Origin of the sequence: Sphingomicrobium arenosum, assembly GCF_026157085.1 — a bacterium.
GTDB lineage: Bacteria > Pseudomonadota > Alphaproteobacteria > Sphingomonadales > Sphingomonadaceae > Sphingomicrobium > Sphingomicrobium arenosum.
On sequence record NZ_JANPVN010000001.1, the window covers coordinates 210,363 to 231,592 of the forward strand.

Annotated in this window: 19 protein-coding genes; 13 read left to right on the forward strand and 6 right to left on the reverse strand. The window is 64.5% G+C overall.

Annotated features, from left to right (window positions below; translation table 11 throughout):
• The first annotated feature begins 40 nt into the window (after positions 1-40).
• Genes NUW51_RS00885 through NUW51_RS00900 form a run of 4 tightly spaced genes read left to right on the forward strand, consistent with a single transcriptional unit; the run spans position 41 to position 4,611 of the window.
• Complete coding sequence (locus NUW51_RS00885; protein ID WP_265561864.1) at positions 41-1,051, forward strand: 2-oxoacid:ferredoxin oxidoreductase subunit beta; 1,011 nt, start codon at positions 41-43, stop codon at positions 1,049-1,051.
• 18 nt (positions 1,052-1,069) lie between these two features.
• Positions 1,070-1,984, forward strand: coding sequence for a metal-dependent hydrolase (locus tag NUW51_RS00890; protein ID WP_265561866.1), 915 nt, complete (start codon positions 1,070-1,072; stop codon positions 1,982-1,984).
• Positions 1,981-3,366: a cryptochrome/photolyase family protein gene (locus tag NUW51_RS00895; protein WP_265561868.1), complete on the forward strand. Its 1,386-nt coding sequence runs from the start codon at positions 1,981-1,983 to the stop codon at positions 3,364-3,366. The genes NUW51_RS00890 and NUW51_RS00895 overlap by 4 nt, the downstream gene beginning before the upstream one ends.
• 3 nt (positions 3,367-3,369) lie before the next feature.
• Entirely contained in the window at positions 3,370-4,611 is a 1,242-nt protein-coding gene (locus NUW51_RS00900) for an SAM-dependent methyltransferase (protein ID WP_265561869.1), read from the forward strand.
• Here NUW51_RS00900 and NUW51_RS00905 read toward each other — a convergent pair.
• Together NUW51_RS00905 and purF are read right to left on the reverse strand one after the other, a co-directional pair.
• On the reverse strand, positions 4,608-5,318 hold the full coding sequence (locus NUW51_RS00905) for an SDR family NAD(P)-dependent oxidoreductase (protein ID WP_265561870.1): 711 nt from the start codon (positions 5,316-5,318) through the stop codon (positions 4,608-4,610). The genes NUW51_RS00900 and NUW51_RS00905 overlap by 4 nt on opposite strands.
• Positions 5,319-5,324: 6 nt before the next feature.
• Complete coding sequence (gene purF, locus NUW51_RS00910; protein WP_265561872.1) at positions 5,325-6,770, reverse strand: amidophosphoribosyltransferase; 1,446 nt, start codon at positions 6,768-6,770, stop codon at positions 5,325-5,327.
• A 131-nt stretch (positions 6,771-6,901) separates the two neighbouring features.
• On the opposite strand from purF, the gene NUW51_RS00915 reads away from it, so the two are divergent.
• From NUW51_RS00915 to NUW51_RS00930, 4 genes are all read left to right on the forward strand, one after another.
• Entirely contained in the window at positions 6,902-7,150 is a 249-nt protein-coding gene (locus NUW51_RS00915) for a DUF7218 family protein (RefSeq protein ID WP_265561874.1), read from the forward strand.
• Between the two features lie 2 nt (positions 7,151-7,152).
• Positions 7,153-7,581, forward strand: a complete 429-nt coding sequence (locus tag NUW51_RS00920; RefSeq protein WP_265561876.1) for a hypothetical protein — start codon at positions 7,153-7,155, stop codon at positions 7,579-7,581.
• A gap of 82 nt (positions 7,582-7,663) precedes the next feature.
• Entirely contained in the window at positions 7,664-8,068 is a 405-nt protein-coding gene (locus tag NUW51_RS00925; RefSeq protein WP_265561877.1) for a MerR family transcriptional regulator, read from the forward strand.
• Positions 8,069-8,072: 4 nt separating this feature from the next.
• Positions 8,073-9,869, forward strand: a complete 1,797-nt coding sequence (locus NUW51_RS00930; protein WP_265561879.1) for an acyl-CoA dehydrogenase C-terminal domain-containing protein — start codon at positions 8,073-8,075, stop codon at positions 9,867-9,869.
• A gap of 68 nt (positions 9,870-9,937) precedes the next feature.
• On the opposite strand, the gene NUW51_RS00935 is transcribed toward NUW51_RS00930, so the two are convergent.
• Entirely contained in the window at positions 9,938-12,613 is a 2,676-nt protein-coding gene (locus NUW51_RS00935; RefSeq protein WP_265561881.1) for an EAL domain-containing protein, read from the reverse strand.
• A 192-nt stretch (positions 12,614-12,805) separates the two neighbouring features.
• A complete protein-coding gene (locus tag NUW51_RS00940) occupies positions 12,806-14,062 on the reverse strand; it encodes an MFS transporter (RefSeq protein WP_265561883.1) in 1,257 nt (418 codons plus the stop codon).
• Positions 14,063-14,131: 69 nt separating this feature from the next.
• Between NUW51_RS00940 and radA the strand changes: the two genes are divergently transcribed.
• From radA to NUW51_RS00965, 5 genes are read left to right on the forward strand one after another with little or no spacing between them, the layout of a single operon-like run.
• Positions 14,132-15,499: a DNA repair protein RadA gene (gene radA / locus NUW51_RS00945; RefSeq protein ID WP_265561885.1), complete on the forward strand. Its 1,368-nt coding sequence runs from the start codon at positions 14,132-14,134 to the stop codon at positions 15,497-15,499.
• A 39-nt stretch (positions 15,500-15,538) separates the two neighbouring features.
• Positions 15,539-16,045: a CvpA family protein gene (locus NUW51_RS00950; protein ID WP_265561887.1), complete on the forward strand. Its 507-nt coding sequence runs from the start codon at positions 15,539-15,541 to the stop codon at positions 16,043-16,045.
• Positions 16,042-17,358, forward strand: coding sequence for a cysteine--tRNA ligase (gene cysS / locus NUW51_RS00955; protein ID WP_265561889.1), 1,317 nt, complete (start codon positions 16,042-16,044; stop codon positions 17,356-17,358). The genes NUW51_RS00950 and cysS overlap by 4 nt, the downstream gene beginning before the upstream one ends.
• Positions 17,343-17,771, forward strand: coding sequence for an iron-sulfur cluster assembly scaffold protein (locus NUW51_RS00960; RefSeq protein WP_265561891.1), 429 nt, complete (start codon positions 17,343-17,345; stop codon positions 17,769-17,771). The genes cysS and NUW51_RS00960 overlap by 16 nt, the downstream gene beginning before the upstream one ends.
• Complete coding sequence (locus NUW51_RS00965; RefSeq protein WP_265561893.1) at positions 17,771-19,597, forward strand: monovalent cation:proton antiporter-2 (CPA2) family protein; 1,827 nt, start codon at positions 17,771-17,773, stop codon at positions 19,595-19,597. The genes NUW51_RS00960 and NUW51_RS00965 overlap by 1 nt, the downstream gene beginning before the upstream one ends.
• Here the strand turns inward: NUW51_RS00965 and aroB are convergent.
• Both aroB and NUW51_RS00975 read right to left on the reverse strand, forming a co-directional pair.
• Positions 19,571-20,647, reverse strand: a complete 1,077-nt coding sequence (gene aroB / locus NUW51_RS00970) for a 3-dehydroquinate synthase (protein WP_265561895.1) — start codon at positions 20,645-20,647, stop codon at positions 19,571-19,573. The two genes, NUW51_RS00965 and aroB, sit on opposite strands and share 27 nt — an antisense overlap.
• Complete coding sequence (locus NUW51_RS00975) at positions 20,644-21,183, reverse strand: shikimate kinase (RefSeq protein WP_265561898.1); 540 nt, start codon at positions 21,181-21,183, stop codon at positions 20,644-20,646. The genes aroB and NUW51_RS00975 overlap by 4 nt, the downstream gene beginning before the upstream one ends.
• Positions 21,184-21,230 lie beyond the last annotated feature (47 nt).

A 21,230-nucleotide genomic window follows, 5' to 3' on the forward strand; every position in this document is an offset into this window, starting at 1 on the left:
GTCGGCATGGTCAACGGTTGGTGGTAAGGACGACGACAAGATGAACGAACAGACCAAACTCACCGCCAAGGACTGGGCATCTGAACAGGAAGTGCGCTGGTGCCCCGGTTGCGGGGACTATGCTATTCTGAAAGCCGTGCAACGCACGCTACCCGAATTGGGATCGGACCCCGCCAATACCGTGTTCGTCTCGGGCATCGGCTGCTCGAGCCGCTTCCCTTATTATATGGCGAGTTACGGCTTCCACACGATCCACGGACGCGCCTGTGCGGTCGCGACGGGCGTGAAGCTGGCCAATCCCGAGCTTGATGTGTGGATCATCACGGGTGACGGCGATGCGCTGAGCATCGGCGGCAATCACACGATGCACCTTCTGCGCCGCAACCTCGATTGCCAGCTCTTGCTGTTCAACAACGAGATCTACGGCCTCACCAAAGGCCAATATTCGCCGACCAGCCGGGTCGGTACGCGCAGCCCCTCGACGCCGTTCGGGTCGGTCGATCGCCCCGCGCTGCCCGCCAGCTTCGCGCTGGGTGCCGGCGCGCGCTTCGTCGCTCGCGGAATCGACGTGAACAAGAATTTGCCCGACGTACTCAAGGCTGCGCACGCCCATAAAGGCGCGGCATTCGTCGAAATCTATCAGAATTGCATCGTTTATAATGACGATGTGTTCGCGCCCTTCACCGACCGCGGCGTCGCGGCCGAGAAGCAACTTTGGCTCACGGCGGGCGAGAAGATGCTGTTCGCGGGCGGCGAGAAGGGCATTGCCTTCGATGTCGACACGAAGACGCTGAAGGTCGTTGCTGGAGAAAGCGACGAGGTGCTGGTGCACGATCCGGCCAATCGCGCGGTCGCATTGTTGCTCGCCGAAATGCCCGCCGACATCTTCCCGGTGGCGCTGGGCGTGCTCTACGAGGACCCCGCGCCGACTTATGAGAGCGCGGTGGTCGACCAGAACAAGGCTGTGTCGGAAGGCAAGACCGCCGACCTGCAGGCGCTCCTCAATCAAGGGCAAACGTGGCAGGTGACGAAGGAACCCCGCGCGGAATAGACCCGTTGCGCCAGTGCAATGGATAATGTGACGCACAGCCTGGCCGGTGCGCTGCTCGGCCAGATGGGGCTGAAGCGGCTAACGCCCCGTGCCATGCCGACGCTGATCATCGCGGCCAATTTGCCCGACGTGGACGCAGTCGCGGTCCTGATGGGGACCGAGCATCTGGCGATCCGGCGTGGGCTGACGCACGGACCGATCGCCATGTTGGTGCTGCCGATCCTGCTGACCCTAATCGTGTGGGCTTGGGACAAGTGGCGACCGGGGCGCGAGGCGGTGAAGCCCGGCTGGCTGTTGCTGCTTGCCATCATCGGGACGCTGTCGCATCCCATCCTCGACTGGCTCAATGTCTATGGCATCCGCTTCCTCGAACCCTTCTCGGAGCGCTGGTTTTACGGCGACACGCTGTTCATCATCGACATCTGGGTCTGGGGGATGCTGGTCTTCGGCGTCTGGGTATCGCGCTCGCTCGAAAAGCGCGGCTCGCGGCTGTTCGCGCGTCCGGCCTGGCTGATGTTCCTGATGATCAGCGCCTACATCGCAGGCAATGGCTGGATCACGGGGTCGGCCGAGCGGCAGGGGCGCGAGCTGGTCGGTAAGCAGTGGCGGATCGAACCGGGCAGCGCGGTGGCGGCCCCGGTGCCAATGGAATTCTGGCGGCGCGAGATCATCTGGCGAGGCGGTGGACTCTATGGGTTCGGGGGGTATCGCTGGCCCCAAGGAGTGCTTTTGTCGGGCCAGCCGCAATTCGTCGGGCTCAACCATCCGTTGCTTCGGGCGGCGCGCGGGCGAAGTGACGTCGAAGCTTATCTTTTCTGGTCGCGGATGCCGGTGGTGATCGAGCGCGACGGGCGCGTCCTCTTGGCCGACCAGCGCTTCCTCGATCCCCGGGTATCGGACAGCTTCACCATAGACCTGGGGGCTGCCGAATGAGCGCGGCGCCAGTGCTCGTCTGGTTTCGCCGCGACCTGAGGCTGTCGGACCAGGCGGCGCTGGCGGCGGCGGCAAGTGAAGGGCCGGTGGTACCAGTCTTCGTGCTCGACGATGAGACGCCGGGGGACCGCAAGCTGGGCGGCGCCTCACGTTGGTGGTTGCATCGCAGCCTCGAAGCATTGGGCGCGGCGCTCCAAGAGAAGGGGTCGCGGCTGATACTTAGACGCGGGCGAGTCGATCATGTGTTGCCGCAGCTGGTCGAGGAACTGGGCGCGGCGCGGGTGCATGCTATCCGGCATTACGAACCGTGGTGGAAGGAGGCCGAGGATCGGATCGCCGATCAGGTCAAACTCTGCCTGCACGGCGGTAATTATCTCGAACCGCCGGGTGCGGTGACGACGGGATCGGGCGACCCTTACAAAATCTTCACGCCCTTCTGGCGCGCGCTGAAGGAGCGGATGCCGCCCGATGAGCCGAGCCCGCGACCGCACAAGATCGACGCGCCGGCCCAGTGGCCCGACAGCGATGCGCTCGACGATTGGGCGCTGCTGCCGACCCGCCCAAATTGGGCGGGCGCGATGGAGGAGGAATGGGAGCCGGGCGAAGAAGGGGCGCTGAAGCGATTGCGCGCCTTCGAGGACGAGGCGTCGCATTACGAGGGGCAGCGCAATTGTCCGTCGGTCGAGGGCACGTCGAAGCTGAGCCCGCACCTGCATTGGGGCGAAATCTCGCCGGCCCGGGTCTATGACCGGGTCAAGGATGCGGGCGGGTCGGTCGGCACCTTCCTGTCCGAATTGGGCTGGCGCGACTTTTCGCAGAACGTCATCCACCAATTCCCCGACTATCCCGAGAAGAGCTATCGCGATTACGACGATTTCGAGTGGCGCGATTTTCGCTCCTCGACCGCGCGCGAGGACTTCGAGTCGTGGAAAAAAGGCAAGACCGGCTATCCGATCGTGGATGCGGGGATGCGACAATTGTGGGCGCTGGGGTGGATTCACAACCGGGTGCGCATGATCGTCGCCAGCTTCCTCGTGAAGCATCTGTTGATCGACTGGCGCGAGGGCGAGCGGTGGTTCTGGGACTGTCTCGTCGATGCCGATTACGGATCGAACGGGACCAACTGGCAGTGGATTTCGGGATCGGGCGTCGACAGCAATATGTTCGTGCGCATCATGGCGCCCCTGTCGCAATCGGAGAAATTCGACGCGGGAGACTATATCCGCCATTGGGTGCCCGAACTGGCCGATGTGCCCGACAAGGCAATTCACGACCCGCACGAGGCGGGATGCGCACCTTCGGACTATCCCGACAAGCTGATAGGCCATAAGGAAGCGCGCGAGCGGGCCCTTGCGGCCTATCGGGAGATGAAGTCAGGATAGGGCATGGCGAGCCGGGGCGACCATTTATTCAAGGGCGATCGCGCCTTTGCGACGGGCGAAGGCTGGCTGGCGCGGCTGATCGCGCCCGCGTTCAAGCCGGTGATCGACCGGCTCGACGAGCGGCTGGCGCGTGGCGGCATCCATGGGACGCTGCCCGACGGGACGCGGCGCGAGGTCGGATTCAACGCGCCCGGTCATGTCGCGACAGTGCAATTGCACAGCTACATGGCGCTGGTGCGATTGGCGCTTGCGGGCTCGGTCGGCTGGTACAAGGCGTGGGAGCGGGGCGAATGGAGCTCCCCCGATCCGGTGCCGCTGTGCGCGCTGTTCATGGACAATGCGCTGAGCCTTGGCGACACGGCGCGGGCCAAGGGCCCGATGCGCTGGCTCAACGCGCTGGCGCATCGGATGCGCGACAATGGGATCGTCAAGGCGCGCGAGAATATCGCCGCCCATTACGATCTCGGCAACGACTTTTACGCGCAGTGGCTCGATCAAACGATGAGCTATTCGGCGGCGATGTTCAAGGAGGGCGATAGCCTCGAGGACGCGCAGGAGCGCAAGATCGCCGCGCTGCTCGACCGGCTCGACCTGAAGGAAGGCGACCGGCTGCTCGAGATCGGTTGCGGTTGGGGCAGCCTGGCCATCGCGGCGGCACGGCGCGGCGCAAGCGTCGTTGGGCTGACGCTGTCGACCGAACAGAAGGCTTGGGCCGAGGCGAAGATTGCGGCGGCGGGGCTGGCGGACCGGATCGAGATCCGCCTGCAGGACTATCGCGAATGCGACGAGGCCTTCGATGCGATCGCCTCGGTCGAAATGGTCGAGGCGGTGGGCGAGCGCTGGTGGCCCGCTTATCTCGATTGCATCCGGCGCAACCTCAAGCCCGGCGGCAAGGCAGCGCTCCAGTTCATCTCGATCGATCACCGGCTGTTCCCCGCCTATCGTGAGAGCGCCGACTTCATCCAAGCCTATATCTTCCCGGGCGGAATGTTGCTCGACGAGCCGGGTTTCGAGAAGCTGGCGGCCGAGCGCGGATTGGCATGGACCGACCGACACGGCTTCGGGCACGATTATGCCGAGACGCTGAGAATTTGGCGTGAGCGCTATGATACGGCGGTGGAGAGCGGAGGGCTCGACGGGTTCTCAGGCCGCTTTCACGACCTGTGGCGCTTCTACCTTATGTATTGCGAAGGCGGTTTTCGCGGGCGGGGGATCGATGTCGCGCAGGTGACGCTGGAGGGCTAGCCCTCGACTCGAAAGGTCTCGCCGGTCGGCGCGTCGGACGAGAGGCGCTCGATCAGCGCGTCGGCGACGACCTGCGGCTCCTTGACGTCCTCCGGATTTTCGCCGGGGAAGGCGCGTACGCGCATTGTGGTGCGAGTGGCACCGGGATCCATGACATGGACGCGGATTTTGCCAGGACCTTCATTCTCGTCGGCATAGCTCTTCAGGATCGTGTCGAAGGCGGCCTTGCTGGCACCATAGGCCCCCCAATAGGCGCGCGGATGGGCGCCGACGGAGGAAGTGACGCCAACGACCTCGGCGCGCTCGGCTTTGACCAGCATGGCGTGAAAGGCGGCGATGAGCGCCTGGTTGGCGAGCAGGTTGAGGCTCATTACCCGGACGAACTCGTTGCCGTCGATCGCCTGGACGCTGGTCAGCGTGCCGAGCGTCGCGGCGTTGAGGACGAGGATATCGAGCGCATCCCAGCGGCTGGCGATGGCCTGTCCGAGCTTCCCGATATTGCCATTTTCGAGGAGGTCCATCGGCGCGATGGTGGCGCTGCCGCCAGCGGAGTGGATGCGCTCTTCGACCTGTTCGAGCGCCGCGGCGTCGCGGGCGACGAGGATGACATGGGCGCCGTTGGCGGCGAGGGTCTCGGCGATAGCAGCGCCGATGCCGCGGCTCGCGCCGGTGACGAGCGCGGTCTTGTTCTCGAAAGTCCTGGTCATGATGTCCTAGTCGGCGTCGACGAGATCGAGCTGTTCGGGCTCTTCACGGTCGCGATCGGTCAATGAAGTGGGATAGTCGCCCGAGAAACAGGCGTCGCAGCGCTGCGGATGGGCGGCGTCGCGATGATCGCCCAATGCATTGTAAAGGCCCTCGAGGCTGATGAAGGCGAGGCTGTCGGCGTGGATATGCTTGGCCATCGCCTCGACGTCCATCTGCGCGGCGAGGAGCTTTTCGCGGCGCGGCGTATCGACGCCGTAGAAGCAGCTGTGGCGGGTCGGCGGGGAGGCGATGCGCATATGGACTTCGGCGGCGCCCGCATCGCGCATCATCTGCACGATCTTGAGGCTGGTGGTGCCGCGCACGATGCTGTCGTCGATGAGAACGATACGCTTGCCCTTGATGAGCGCGCTGTTGGCGTTGTGCTTGAGTTTCACGCCGAGGTGACGAACACCGTCGGACGGCTGGATGAAGGTGCGCCCGACATAGTGCGAGCGGATGATGCCGAGCTCGAACGGAATATCGGCGGCCTGGCTGTAGCCGATGGCGGCGGGCACGCCTGAATCGGGGACGGGCACGACGAGGTCGGCTTCGACGGGGGCCTCGCGCGCCAGCTCGGCGCCGATGGCCTTGCGGGTGTGATAGACCGACGTGCCCTCGATGATGCTGTCGGGGCGCGAGAAATAGACATGTTCAAAGATGCAGGGCCGGGGGCGCTGCTCCTCGAAGGGGTGGAAGCTCTGCAGACCATCGTCGTTGACGACGATGAGCTCGCCCGGCTCGACGTCGCGGATGTAGTCGGCGCCGATGACGTCGAAGGCGACGCTTTCGGAGGCGAAGACATAGGCGTCGTTATACTTGCCCATGACCAGCGGGCGCACGCCAAGTGGATCGCGGCAGGCGATGAGGCCGTCGGGGAGCAGGCAGACGAGGCTGTAGGCGCCTTCGACCTTCTTCAGCGCTTTCTTCAGGCGCTTGACCGCGGTCGGCTTGGTCGAGGTGGCGACGAGGTGGATGATGACCTCGGTGTCGCTCGTGGACTGGAAGATCGAGCCGCGCTCGATGAGCTTGTCGCGGACGGTCAGCGCGTTGGACAGGTTGCCGTTATGCGCCACGGCAAAGCCGCCGGTGGCGAGGTCGGCGAACAACGGCTGGACGTTCCTGAGCGCGGTCTCGCCGGTGGTCGAATAGCGCACGTGGCCGATGGCGGCCGAGCCCGAGAGCTTGCGGATGATGTCGTCGCGGTCGAAGTTGCCCGCGACATGGCCCATGGCGCGGTGGGCGTGGAAATTGTGACCATCGTGGCTGACGATGCCGGCGGCTTCCTGGCCGCGATGCTGGAGTGCGTGGAGCCCGAGCGCGACCACCGAGGAGGCACCATCGGCGCCCCATACGCCAAAGACGCCGCATTCTTCCCGGAGCTTGTCGTCGTCAAATGGATGCGTCGTCTGCATGGCCCTGCGAATCCTCTCCCGCCCGATGGATTGCCATATAGGAAGCTGCGCGCGCTTTGTCTCCCTCCTGTCACGATCGGAGCATGAAGGCGTCTCGATCATTGATCCTTTAACGGACAAAGGAGGCGTGAATGGTCAAGGATCATGGCGACAGCATCAAGGACGACAAGCTTTACGAAGATCTTCGCGAGCAGGGTTATTCCAAGGGCAAGGCGGCGGCGATCGCCAATGCCAAGGCGAACGAAAATATCGATCATGACTCGCGGCCCTATGAAGAGCGGACGAAGGACGAGCTTTACGATCTTGCGCAGGAACGCGATATCGAGGGGCGGTCGGACATGACCAAGGATGAATTGATCGAGGCATTGCGCGAGGAGTGACGATGGGACGGGGGATGATGGTCGCAGGCGCGCTGATGCTGGGTGCCTGTTCGGGCAGCGAGGAAGCGGCGAAGGTCGCCGAGGCGGCTGTGCCGGCGGGGCTTTATGCCGACGCGGCGGGCACATCGGGCATCTGTGTGGGCGAGGATGGCGCGGCGGCCTTCATTCTCTATGCCGATCAAGGCGCGGCCAATTGCGCGGGTGAAGGGCGTATCGAAGGCGCCGAGGACAGGCTGGCGCTCGTGCCCCAGGGTGACGAGAACTGTCGCCTGCCGCTGTCCTTCGATGGCGAGACGCTGGCCTTTGGCGAGGCCCCGGCGGCCTGTGCCTATTATTGCCGCGGCGATGCGACGATCGATGCGCGCGCCTTGACGGCCGGTGGAGACACGACCGTCGATCCGGTTGACCCCGCAGGCGAGCCGCTTTGCTGAGTGTCAGCGACTGATCGCGCCGGATTGGTTGCTCGCCGCAACGTTCATTGACCTTTACGGAAGCGTCAACTAGTTTACCTTCATGTCAGCTAGCCATGCCGATTCTTCTGCCGATACGGGCGCCCGTTATTCGATCGGGCAGATGTGCGAGGAGTTCGGGGTCACCGCCCGGGCGCTGCGATTCTACGAAGACGAGCGGCTGATCGCTCCGCAGCGGGTCGGCACTCAGCGGCTCTATTCGGAGCGCGACCGAGCGCGTGTGGCGTGGATCCTGCGTGGCAAGCGCGTGGGCTTCAGCCTCGCGGAAATTGGCGAGCTTCTCGACCTTTACGACCTTGGCGACCAGCGCCGGACCCAGCGGCAGGTCACGCTCGACCGTTGCCAAGAGCGCATCGAGGCGCTGACCCGTCAGAAAGCCGATATCGACGAAACCATCGAGGAGTTGGAAGGCTTCGTGCGCCTGCTCCAGGACAATAGCGAGGACTGAATATATGCCCGTCTACGACGCCCCCGTTGCCGACACCAAATATGTGCTCGATCACCTGATTGGGCTGCAGAATTATTCGAACCTTCCGGGCTTTCAGAATGCCGATGCCGATGTCGTCGAAGCGATCCTGACCGAAGGCGGCAAGTTTGCCGCCGAGGTGATCGCGCCATTGAACCGGACGGGCGACGAGGAAGGCTGTACGCGCCACGACGATGGCAGCGTGACGACACCCAAGGGGTTCAAAGAGGCTTTCGACCAGTTTCGTGAAGGCGGCTGGGGCACGCTCAATTTTCCCGAAGAATATGGTGGGCAGGACCTGCCGCACGTCCTGTCGACGGCGTTCAGCGAATATGTCGTCGCGGCGAATCAGGCGTTCGAGATGTATAACGGCCTGACGCAGGGCGCGGTCGCGGCGCTGCTGGCGGTCGGGTCGGATGAGCAGAAGGCGACCTATGCGCCCAAGATGGTGTCGCTCGAATGGACCGGCACGATGAACCTTACCGAGCCACATTGCGGGACCGACCTCGGGCTTATCAAGACCAAGGCCGTGCCGCAGGACGATGGCACCTACAAGGTCACCGGCACCAAGATCTTCATCTCGGCCGGCGAGCACGACATGAGCGAGAACATCATCCACATGGTGCTCGCCAAGATGCCGGACAGCCCCGACAACGTGAAGGGCATCTCGATGTTCATCGTGCCCAAATATCTCGTAAACGAGGACGGCTCGCTGGGTGAGCGCAACAGCGTCACCTGCGGCTCGATCGAGCACAAGATGGGCATTCACGGTAACTCGACCTGCGTCATGAACTATGACGAGGCGACGGGCTACCTGATCGGCGAAAAGGAAAAGGGCCTCGCCGCCATGTTCATCATGATGAATGCGGCACGTCTTGGCGTCGGCCTGCAGGGCCTCGCGCAAGGCGATGCGGCCTATCAGAATGCGCTGGCCTACGCGAAGGATCGCCGTCAGGGCCGCGCACTCAAGCCGGAAGGGCGCGATCAGGACGCCAAGGCCGACAGCATCATGGTGCATCCCGACGTGCGCCGCATGCTGATGGACACCAAGAGCTTCACCGAGGCGGCACGTGCGCTGGTCCTGTGGGGGGCGCTGCAGGTCGATCTCGTCCACCGCGCGCAGACCGAGGAAGAGCGCCAGACGGCGGACGACCTGATCAGCCTGCTGACGCCGGTCATCAAGGGCTATCTTACCGACAAGGGCTTCGAGGCGGCGGTGCAGTCGCAGCAGGTCTTCGGCGGGCACGGCTACATCCGCGAATGGGGAGTCGAGCAATATGTTCGCGATGCGCGCATCGCGCAGATCTACGAAGGTACCAACGGGGTTCAGGCGATAGATCTGGTCGGGCGCAAGCTGGGCCAGAACGGTGGGCGCGCCGTGCGGGCCTATTTCGAGCTGCTTGCCGAGGATATTGCCGCGGCCAAGGCGGCGGGCGATCCTGCCGGCGTGGCCGAGCCGCTCGAGAAGGCGGTCGGGCATCTGCAGGGCGCGACCATGTGGCTGGCGCAAAACGGGATGGCCGATCCCAATAACGCCGGCGCCGGTGCCTATGCCTATATGGAGTTGATGGGCCTCGTGACCCTCGGCTGGATGTGGCTCAAGATGGCGGGCAAGAGCGCCGAGCTGAAGGATCAGGCGGGCGAGGACAAGGCATTCCACGAGGCCAAGCTGCTGACCGCGCGCTATTATGGCGAGCGTCACCTGCCCGAGGCGAGCGGTCTTCGCCGCAAGGTCGAGGCCGGGGCGGAAACGCTCATGAAGATGCCGGTCGAGGCCTTTTAGGCGCCTCTACAATTTTCCCTCATGGAGGGGTTGGCGGGCGGTCGCGTGAAGCGGCCGCCCTCGTCGTATCAGCCGGTACGGCGATCGACGAAAAAGGGCGGGCGACCGCTTTCGATGCCCTGCGTCTTGCGGCGGGGCGGGGCGAGGCGGGTGAGGTTGAACGTTTCGTCGAACTGGATGCCAAAGCGTCCTGCCTGGGCCCAGCGGACCTTGCCCACCACGGGGCCGGTGCCGATGATGTCGATGGTAAGCTCGGTGCCCGGGGCGACCGGCACCGAACATTCGATCAGCGCGCCCATGGCGGAGATGTTGCGTAGGCGTATCTCGACCGCCTGGCCCTGCAACATGACGAGCCCGCGACGCATCAGGCGATGGCGCGGTTCGCGGCTGTTCTGGTGCCCCTCGGGGGTGACCGAGGCGCGCTTGACCATTTCGAGCGCATGGTCGGCATCGCAGGGCTTGCCGAAAATATAGCCTTGCACCTGACTGCAGCCCAATTCGCGGATGAGGTTGAGGTCATCATGCGTTTCGACGCCCTCGGCGGTGGTGTCCATCGACAGGCTTTCGGCAAGCGCGACGATGGCGCGGATGATGGCGCTGTTGCGGCTCTCGGAATTGGAGGCGCCGCGGACGAAGCTCTGGTCGATCTTGATCTTGTCGAAGGGGGCGGTCTTCAGATAGCCGAGCGAGGAATAGCCCGTGCCGAAGTCGTCGAGCGCGAGGCGGACGCCGATATTCTTGAGGCGTTGGAAGGTCTCGTCGGTGGCTTGGCCCTCGGCGAGGAACACGCCCTCGGTGATTTCCAGTTCGAGCCGTTCGGCGCGCATCCCGTGGGCGCCAAGCTGGGTCGCGATCTTCTCGCAGACCTTGGGGTCGTTGAACTGGATCGGCGACAAGTTGACCGCGATGCGTATATTTTCCGGCCAGGGAGCGGCGGTGGCGATGGCCGTCTCGAGCACGAAGTCGCCGAGCTTGCTGATGAGGCCGCATTCCTCCGCGATGGAAATGAACAGGTCGGGCGAGATCGGCCCGCGCACGGGGTGGTTCCAGCGCACAAGCGCTTCGAAGCCAATCAGATCCTCGCACGAGGCGCGGACGATGGGCTGGTAGTGGACGTCGAGTTCGCGCCGTTCCAGCGCGCCTCGAAGGTCATTCTCGAGCCGTTGACGATCGGTCGCCTCGCTGTGCATCGAGGGTTCGAAAAAGCAATGCTTGCCGCGCCCGGCGGCCTTGGCGGCATAGAGGGCGAGGTCGGCATTGCGCGTCAGGCTGTCGGCGCAGCCGCGACCGGGGTCGCCGATGGCGATGCCGATCGAGGCACCGATGGTCACGCGGTGCCCTTCGATCTGATAGGGCTGCGAGACTTGCTCGATCATGAGATTGGCGAGGCGTTCGAGCAGGCCCGTCTCGACCGCACCCGGGAGCACGGCTTTGAATTCGTCGCCGCCGAGGCGACCGACCTGGCCGTGGTTGCCGAGGACGCGCGTGAGGCGCTGCGCGACCTGGCGCAAGAGCTGGTCACCGACCGGGTGTCCGAGCGTATCGTTGACGTTCTTGAAGCGGTCGAGATCGATGAGGAAGAGCGCGCAGCCCTTCTGGCGCCGTGCGGCGTTGCGCAGTGCTTCATCGAGCGTCTGGCGCATCATGGCGCGATTGGGCAGGCCGGTGAGGCTGTCGAAGCGGGCGAGGCGGCTAATTTCCTGTTCGTTGCGGCGTTGTTCGGTAAGGTCGGCGCCGATGCCTCGAAAGCCGATGAAGCGGCCATTGTCGGCAAAGATGGGGTTGCCCGACAGCGACCAGAGAATGTCCTCGTCGCTGGCGGCGCGGACGACCACGTCGGCGAAGGGGAAGCGGGCAGAGAGGTGGAAACCGAGCGTGCGTTCCTCGCGCAGATTGTCGTCGTCCCCCTGATTGTCGATCGACAGGAGGTCGGTAAAGCGGCGGCCGAGGAGGTCGGCGGGGTCGCAATCGAAATCTTCGGCCAGTTGGCGCGAGACGTAGGTGAGGACGCCTGCCGCGTCGGTTTCCCAGAACCAGCCGCGGCCCGAGCCTTCGAATTCGTTGACGAATCGCAGGGCCTGGTGGGCTTCGGCATCGAGCAAGAGGCGACGACGTGCGGCCTCGATCATCGAACGGGCGGTCAGCGTGGCGTAGCTGATGAGCACGAGCGAGATCACCGAGAGGCCCGATACGACGAGGGCGTCATGGCCGATGAAGATGGCGGCGAGCGCACCCGCTGCGCTGATGCCGATGGCGAGGGACGGCGAACTCATGGCAATGACGCTGAGTGCGAGGACGCCGCCGCTGATGACCGTGGTGACGAGCGAGAGACCATGGAGTGCGGCATTGTCGAGATAATGCATCGACAACACGGCCCAGCCCGCAGCAGCGCAGCTGACATACACGAACAGGAAGAGATGGAGGGCGTGGGGAGAGCTTTTGAGCCGCGACTGCAAGCGGAACACCGTGATGGCGATCATGTCGAGCAGGATGAGCGCCATGCTCAACCCCGAGCCCATGGGATTGAAAGTGATCGTCGTGTCGATCGCGCACAGGCCAAGACCGACGATGTGCGACAGGAGAAGCAGGAAGGGGATATGGCCGAGCTGATGGAGGCGTTGCTCGGCGACAGCTTCGTCACCGGCGCGCCGTTCGGGAAGCACGTCGAACGTCAACGCCTCGCGCAGCGTGGCATCGACTTCGACATGGTCGCTTTTTCGCAAGGCAAGACGCTGCCGGCTCATCAACTACTCCCCCATCTGAGCGCAGCTTTATAACGGGCAGCGTTAACAGGGTTGTCACCGAACAGGGTTGCGACGACGTTTACCTTATCCAGGTTAAGGGCGGTGGGGACTGAAAGCGCGAAATTCTGGGAATGTCCCGTGAGATACACCCTATAGAGCCATGATTAACGTTATGGCATGCACGCCAAATTGCTAGTGAAGATTAGCATCGTTGGGCGGTTCGAAGGTTTTCGCTCGGCGTAGCTCCGGGAAGATGATCGCCCAAATTCCGACCACGACGATCGCGCCGAGCCCGCCGAGGAAGGCGGCGGTGGTGGGGCCGAGCAGGCTGGCCATCAGCCCGCTTTCGGCATCGCCCAATTCGTTCGATGCCGAGATAGAAAGGGTGGAGACGGCGCCGACGCGTCCGCGCATTTCGTCGGGGGTGTAGAGTTGGATGAGCGAAGAGCGGACGTAGACGCTGAGCATGTCGGACGCGCCGATTAGTACGAGGAGAAAGAAGGTCAGCGCGATCGACCGGGAAAAGGCGAAGCCGATGGTAGCGACACCGAAGATGCCGACGGCGACGAGCATCTTGACCCCGACATTCGTCTTCAGCGGTCGGATCGCGAAATAGAGCGCGGCCGCCACCGCACCGACGGCGGGAGCGGCGCGCAGGTGACCGAACAGGTCGGCACCGCCGCCGAAGATGTCGGTGGCGAAGATGGGCAGGAGCGCGACGGCGCTGCCGAGAAGCACCGCAAAAAGGTCGAGGCTGATGGCACCCAGCACGAGGCGGTTTTCGCGCACGTAACGCAGGCCCGCGACGACTTGGGCGATGGGACCGTTGCGTCGGTCGGATTTCTGTTGGTCGATGTGGCTGATCAGGAACAGCGCGATGATGGCGAGGATGAAGAGCGCGACCGCGAAGAAATAGGCGGTCTCGATCGAGACGGCGAGGAGATAGCCCGCGATGGCCGGTCCCGCGATAGTGGCGCCTTTCCACGCGATCGAGGACAGGGCGATGGCCGATGGCAGGAGGTCGCGCGGCACGATGTTGGACGCAAGTGCGCCCATCGAGGGGCCCATGAGGACGCGGCTGATGCCGACGAAAACGGCGACGACATAGATGACGGGCAGGCTGATCCAGCCCTGCGCGGTGGCGAGGCCGAGCGCACCGGCGCTGCCAATTTCGATGAGGATGGCGAGGCGCGCGATGGCCCGGCGGTCCATCGTGTCGGCGGCCCAGCCCGAGAAGGGCGTCAGGAAGAAGAGCGGGACGAACTGGATGAAGCCGATGAGGCCGAGCCGAAGTGCGGCGGCCTCGATGCTCATGGTTTCGCGGGCGAGCGTGTAGACTTGATATTCGATCGCCGTGACCATCGCCAGCTGTGCCAGCGTGGCGAGCAGGCGGGCCGACCAGAAGGCGCGGAAATTGGCGATGCGGAAAGGGTCGGGAAGCCAGCTCATGGGGCGAGGCGTTAGGCGGCATTTTGGCGCTCGACAAGGGCGCGGGCTGGTCGCTAGCGTGGCGCGCCTATGGCCAAACCCAAGAAGAGATATGTGTGCCAGGCCTGCGGGTCGGTGACGACGCGCTGGCAGGGGCAGTGCGGCGATTGCGCCGAATGGAACACGCTGGTCGAGGATGCCGAGGTGGTATCGACGACCTTTGCCAAGAAGCACAATTTGCAAGGCGGTGGGCGGCGGATCGAACTGGTCGGCCTCGACGCCGAGGTCGCGATCCCCGAACGGATGAAGACGGGGATCGCCGAGTTCGATCGCGCGCTGGGCGGCGGTCTGGTGCCGGGCTCGGCGACGCTGATCGGGGGCGACCCGGGGATCGGCAAGTCCACGCTGCTGCTTCAGGTGGCGGCGCGGCTAGCGCGATCGGGTGCGGACACGATCTATGTCTCGGGCGAAGAGGCGGCCGATCAGGTGCGGCGGCGCGCGCTACGGTTGGGGCTCGGCGATGCACCCGTGCGGCTGGCGGCGGCGACCTCGGTTCGTGACATTTTGACGACGCTGGGGGAGGGGGCGCCGCCCGCCTTTCTCGTGATCGATTCCATCCAAACGATGCATTCGGACATGATCGAGGGAGCGCCGGGTACGGTGAGCCAGGTGCGTGCTTCGGCGCATGAGCTGGTGCGCTTTGCCAAGGAGAAGGGGTGTGCGCTGATCCTCGTCGGTCATGTCACCAAGGACGGCAATATCGCGGGGCCGCGTGTGCTCGAGCATATGGTCGACACGGTGCTGGGCTTCGAGGGCGAGCGCAGCCATCAGTATCGCATCCTTCGCGCCATCAAGAACCGCTTTGGCGGGACCGACGAGATCGGGGTATTCGCGATGGAGGCCGAGGGGCTGGAAGAGGTGGGCAATCCGTCCTCGCTGTTCCTGACCGAGCGCGGGGAGGAGGTGTCGGGAACGACAGTGTTCCCCGCGCTCGAAGGGACACGGCCCGTGCTGGTCGAATTGCAGGCGCTGACCGTGCGGCTGGCAAGCGGCGCGACGCCGCGGCGCTCGGCGGTGGGCTGGGACAGCGCACGGCTGGCGATGCTGCTGGCGGTGCTCGAGGCGCGCTGCGGCATCAGCTTTGCCAACGTCGAGGTCTATCTGAACGTGGCGGGAGGCTATCGGTTGAGCGATCCGGCAGCGGATCTCGCAGTGGCGGCGGCGCTGGTGTCGGCGCTGTCGGAACGGCCATTGCCGGCGAGGACGATCTGTTTTGGCGAGGTGGCGTTGTCGGGCGAATTGCGGCCGGTGGCGCATTCGGCGCTGAGGCTGAAGGAGGCTGCCAAGCTGGGGTTCGAGCGGGCGTGGGTGCCCAAAGGCGTCGATCCGTCGGGCGGCATGGCATGCGAGGGGTTTGCGCGATTGGGTGCGCTGACCGACCGTCTGCTGGGACGATAGGGCTGGTATCGCCCGTGAGGAGCCGCTAGCCGGGGCGCGATGACCGCACTCGACATCTTTATCCTGATCCTGCTTGGCGGAGGCGCGCTCCTGGGTCTCGTGCGCGGATTCGTGCAGGAGGTCTTCTCGCTCGGCGCCTGGGTGGCCGCGGTGCTGGCGGTGAAGATGGGGCATGCCCCGATGAGCGCCTTCCTCGCCAATCACATGGAGAGCGAGAGCGGGATCATGGCGGCGGCCTTCGCCTTGCTGTTTATCCCGACCTATTTCGTCGTGCGATTAGTCGCGCAGAAGCTTGGCGGACGGACGCGCCGCTCGCTGATCGGGCCGGTCGACCGGTTGCTCGGCGGGCTGTTCGGCACGCTGAAGGGTTTGGTGTCGGCCACGGTGCTATTCCTGATCGCCAATTTCGCCACTGATTTCATTTATGGAGCGGAGGCCGCGCGGCCCGAGTGGATGCGCGAGGCGCGAACCTATACATTGCTCAATGCCAGCGCGCGCGCGACGGTCGATTTCGTCGAGGCGCGGCGCGAGGAAGGATTGTTGTGACCATTCGCCTGCATGACACGATGGCGCGCGAGAAGCGCGAATTCGTCCCCGCCGATCCCAAGCGTATCACCATGTATGTGTGCGGGCCGACGGTCTACGGGCGCGCGCACATCGGCAACATGCGCCCGCCGGTTGTCTTCGACACGCTGGCGCGGCTCATCAGGCATGAATTTGGCGCCGATAGCCTCGTCTATGCGCGCAACATCACCGATATCGACGATCGGATCATCGAGAAGTCGGTCGCGGAAGGCGTCGAGACATCGGTCATCACCGAGCGATTCGAGCAATTTTATCTCGAGGACACGGGCGCGCTCGGCGTGGCGCCGCCAGACATCGCGCCGCATGCGACGCATGAAGTGCCTGCGATGGTGGCGATGATCGAGACGCTGATCGCCAAGGGCAACGCTTATGAGGCCGAGGGGCACGTGCTCTTCTCGGTGCCGAGCGATCCCGATTATGGGGCCCTGTCGAAACGCGACCGCGAGGCGATGATCGCAGGAGCGCGGGTCGAGGTGGCGCCCTACAAGCGCGATCCCGCCGACTTCGTCCTGTGGAAGCCTTCCGACGAGGGTATCATTGGCTTCGACAGTCCGTGGGGCCGGGGGCGTCCGGGCTGGCATATCGAATGCTCGGCGATGATCGCGGCGCATCTCGGAGAGACGATCGACATTCATGGCGGCGGGCTCGACCTGACCTTCCCGCATCACGAAAATGAGATCGCGCAAAGCCGCTGCGCGCATGGCGGCGCGCCGCTGGCGCGCTATTGGGTACATAATGGCTTCGTCGACATGGGCTCGGAGAAAATGTCGAAGTCGCTCGGCAATGTGATCACGCCAGAAGAGCTGCTCAAAGATCACAAGGGCGAGGTCATCCGCCTCGCGCTCCTGTCGGCGCACTATCGCCAGCCGCTGCCGTGGAGTGCGAAGCTGCTCGAACAGTCGAAGGCGACGCTCGATGGGCTTTACCGCAAGATCGGCAATGCCGAAGCGAGCGCGGTCGATGCGGGCGTGATCGAGGCGCTCGAGGACGATCTCAATACACCTTTGGCGCTGTCGCGGCTCGCACAGATCGAGGCTGGCGGCGTGCTCAAGGCCTCGGCGGCGCTGATGGGATTGCTCGAAGGCACCGCTGATGCGTGGTTCCGCGGCGGCGATGCTGACGATGCCGCTGCGATCGAAGCGAAGATCGCAGAGCGCGCAGCCGCCAAGAAGGCGCGCGATTTCGCCACTGCCGATCAGATCCGCGACGAATTGGTAGCAGATGGCATCCAACTCGAGGACGGGCCGGAAGGGACGACATGGCGCCGGGGGTGAAGCCGCCACCCTATTCGAAGGACATTATTCGGCTTGCCGCCGACCTAGCCGACACGCCGCTGCTAGAGGCGCCCGACCGGCGGGTCGAATTGCGCTCGCCAACTTGCGGGGCAACAATCGTCCTGACGCTCGATCGTGTCGATGGCCGCGTTACCGACATTTCCGCACAAGTGGCCGCTTGCGCTTATGGTCAAGCGGCGACCGCGCTGATGCTTGCCCATGCACGAAGTGCGGATAGGGCAAGGGCCGAGGCCGTGCTGATCGCACTCGATGACTGGCTCAACGGGTCGGATGTCATCGTGCCCGACTGGCCCGGCATCGACCAGCTTGCACCGGCGCGCGAGCGGCCGGGGCGGCATGGCGCGATCCTTTTGCCCTTCCGCGCGTTGGCGCGGGCAATGGAGGACATCTGATGGCGGCACCCGCGGGCGGCGGCGAAGAGGGCGGCGCGCACGCCTTTACCGGTGAATTGATCATGGACGGCGCCATCATGCTTGGCGCCGCGTTGCTGTTCGTGACGCTGTTCCGGCGCCTGGGGCTGGGCGCGACGCTTGGCTATATCGTCGGCGGGGCGATGATCGGGCCGTTTGTGCTCGGGCTCGTCGGCAATGCCGAAAATATCATGTCGATCAGCGAGTTCGGCATCGCGCTCCTGCTCTTCATCGTCGGCCTCGAGCTTAATCCGAGCCGCCTGTGGCGGCTCAGGCGCGATATCTTCGGGCTGGGCGTGGTGCAGGTGATCAGCTGCGGCCTGGCGCTGTCGGCGCTGGCGCATTACGTCATGGGCTTCAGCTGGCAAGCAGGCCTCGCGATTGGCATGAGCCTGTCGCTGTCCTCCACCGCGCAGGTGCTGCCGATGCTGCGCTCCACGGGAGAGTTGCACAAGCCGCATGGCGAGCGCGCCTTTTCGGTGCTGCTGCTCCAGGACATTTCGATCGTTCCGTTGCTGACGCTGATCGCCGCGTTGAGCCGAGCGCCTGCCGATCCCAACGCGCCGGGCGGCGTCACGCTAGCACTATATACCGTCGGCGCGATCATCGGACTGATCGTCATCGGACGGTTCGTCATCAATCCTTTTTTCCGCATCATCGGGCGGCTGGGCGAGCGCGAATTGTTCGTCGTCGCGGCCCTGTTCACGGTGGTAGGAGCGGCGGCCCTGATGAGCTGGCTCGGGCTTTCCACCGCGCTGGGCGCGTTTGTGGCTGGCGTGATGCTGGCGGAAAGCCCTTATCGGCATGAATTGGAAAGCGATGTCGAGCCTTTCCGCTCCATCCTGCTCGGCTTCTTCTTCTTGTCGGTAGGCATGATGCTGGATCTCGGGGTTATTGCGGCGCGGCCGGGCACGGTATTGCTGGCGGCCATCGGGATTGTCGTGGTGAAAGCCATCATGATCACCGGGCTCGGACGGGCGTTCGGGCTTAATATGTTCGGGGCGCTGAGGCTCGGACTGCTGCTGAGCCAGGCGGGCGAGTTCGGGTTCGTGTTGCTCGCCCAGTCGATGCAGGCGCAATTGGTGTCGCCAGAGGGGGTTTCGCTGTTCGGCGCGGTGATTACGCTCACCATGGCCTCGACGCCCTTCCTGATGATGCTGATCGACTGGCTGGAGGTACGATATGCCGAAGGCTCAGGCGAACGCGAAGGTCCCGAGGCGGCGCCCAAGGGGCAGGTCATCGTGGTCGGCTATGGCCGCTTCGGGCAAACCGTGTCGCAGATGCTGATGGCCAAGAAGATCGGGGTCACGCTGGTCGACAAGAATGCCGAACTGATCGACCTCGCCGAGGAATTCGGGTTCAAGGTCTATTATGGCGATGGCATGCGCCTCGATCTCCTGCGCACGGCGGGAGCGGAGAATGCACGTGCCATCCTGTTCTGCAACGACCGCGAGGATATCAGCAACGAGCGGCTCGAGGCGGTGGCGGAAGCCTTTCCTCAGGCGGCGATCATGGTCCGTAGCTATGACCGGCGTCACAGCATGGACCTCGACGGGCTCGACCTGGCGTTCTGCATCCGCGAATTGTTCGAAAGCGCGGTGCTGATGGGCAAGGCGGCGCTGACCGAACTCGGGTTCAGCCAGGACGATGCCGAGCGGGTCGAGCGCGAATATCGCAGCCTCGATGCAGAGCGGCTCGAGCGGCAGAGCGAAACGGGTGACCTCCATGCGGCCAAGGACCGCATGTTCAAGGACGATCAGGCGATGGGCGAGGACGGCAAGCTAGAACCGCGTGAGGAAGGCGCCTAGGTCGCGTTCGGCGACGTCGCGGACGAACACGGCCTTGCCGATATCCTCGAACAGGATGAGCGCGAGGCGGCCATTCTCGTTCTTCTTGTCGTGACGCATGGGTTCCAGAAGATCGGCGCCGCGTCCCTGTAGGCCAGCGTCTGCGAGTGTCGTGGGCAACTGCATTCTCGCGAGATCGCTGGCAATGCGGTCGGCGGTGGCCACGGGCAGCAGCCCTTGATGGGCGCTGAAACCTGCTGCGAGCATCATGCCGATGGCGACGGCCTCGCCATGGAGGATCGTGCCGAGACCGGCGAGCGATTCGATGGCGTGGCCGAAAGTGTGGCCGAGGTTGAGCAGCGCACGGCGACCGGAACGGTCCTCAAGATCGCCCGCGACGAGATCGGCCTTGTGCTGGACCGCGGTCGCGATGGCGTGGCGGAGCGCTTCGGGGTCATTGGCCAGCATGCGCTCGGCGCCGCCGTCGACCAGCCACTGATGAAAGGCGGGGTCGCCGATGAGGCCATATTTCACCGTTTCAGCGAGGCCGGCGCGCATTTCGCGCGGGTCGAGGGTCGCGAGGAAGGCGGGGTCGATCAGCGCCGCGCTCGGCGGGTGAAAGGCGCCGACGATATTCTTTTCGCCTTCGGCGTCGATCGCCGTCTTGCCGCCGACGCTGCTGTCGACCTGCGCCAGAAGCGTCGTGGGAATCTGAATCACCGGGACGCCGCGGCGATAGAGGGCGGCGGCGAGCCCGGCAAGGTCCCCGACCGCGCCGCCGCCGAGCGCGATCACTGGATCGGAGCGCTGGTGATTGCGGCTGGCGAGGAAGGCGATCGCACGCTGCAGATGCTCCCACGACTTGGCGGCCTCCCCCGACGGCACGAAGAAGGGATCGAGGTCGAGGGCCTGCGACACGTTATCGCGATGAAGGTTCCAGATGCGCTCGTCGGTGATGCAAGGAAGCGACTTGCCGGATCGGGGACAGGCATTCGCCAACGTCTCGGCAAGCGGGCCGATCAGCACGGGATAGGTGGCACCTTCACGGCCTGGGGCGAGGATTTTCCTCACGACAAATGCTCCTCGAGTGCAGCGATGATCGCCTCGACGATGGCGGCGTGAGCGCCGTTGCGGCTCTCGACGCGGACGTGGGCCTCGGCATAAGCGGCTCGGCGGTCTTCCATCAGTTCGGCGAGCTTTGCGGCACGGTCGACGCCCTGAAGCAACGGGCGATTGTCGCGGCGGCCCGTGCGTTCGGCGAGGATCGAGATCGGGGCGTCGAGCCAGACGGTGATGCATTTGTCGTTGAGGAGCTTGCGCGTCTCGGGGATGGTGAAGGCACCACCGCCGGTGGCAATGACTTGCACCGGCTCGTCGGCAAGGCGGGCAATGAGGCGGCGTTCGCCATCGCGAAAGTCCTTTTCACCGAAGCGCTCGAAGATTTCCGCGGTGGAAAAGCCCGAAGCGTCCTCGATGGCGACGTCGCTGTCGACGAAGGGCAAGCCGAGGCGGCGGGCGAGGCGACGGCCGACGGTCGACTTGCCCGCGCCCATGAGGCCGACAAGTACGATCGATCGGTCGAGACGGGAGGCAAGAGCGTGCGACATCGGATAGGGGCTATACTGTCTCGCCGCGCTAAGGCAAAAGCCGTTGT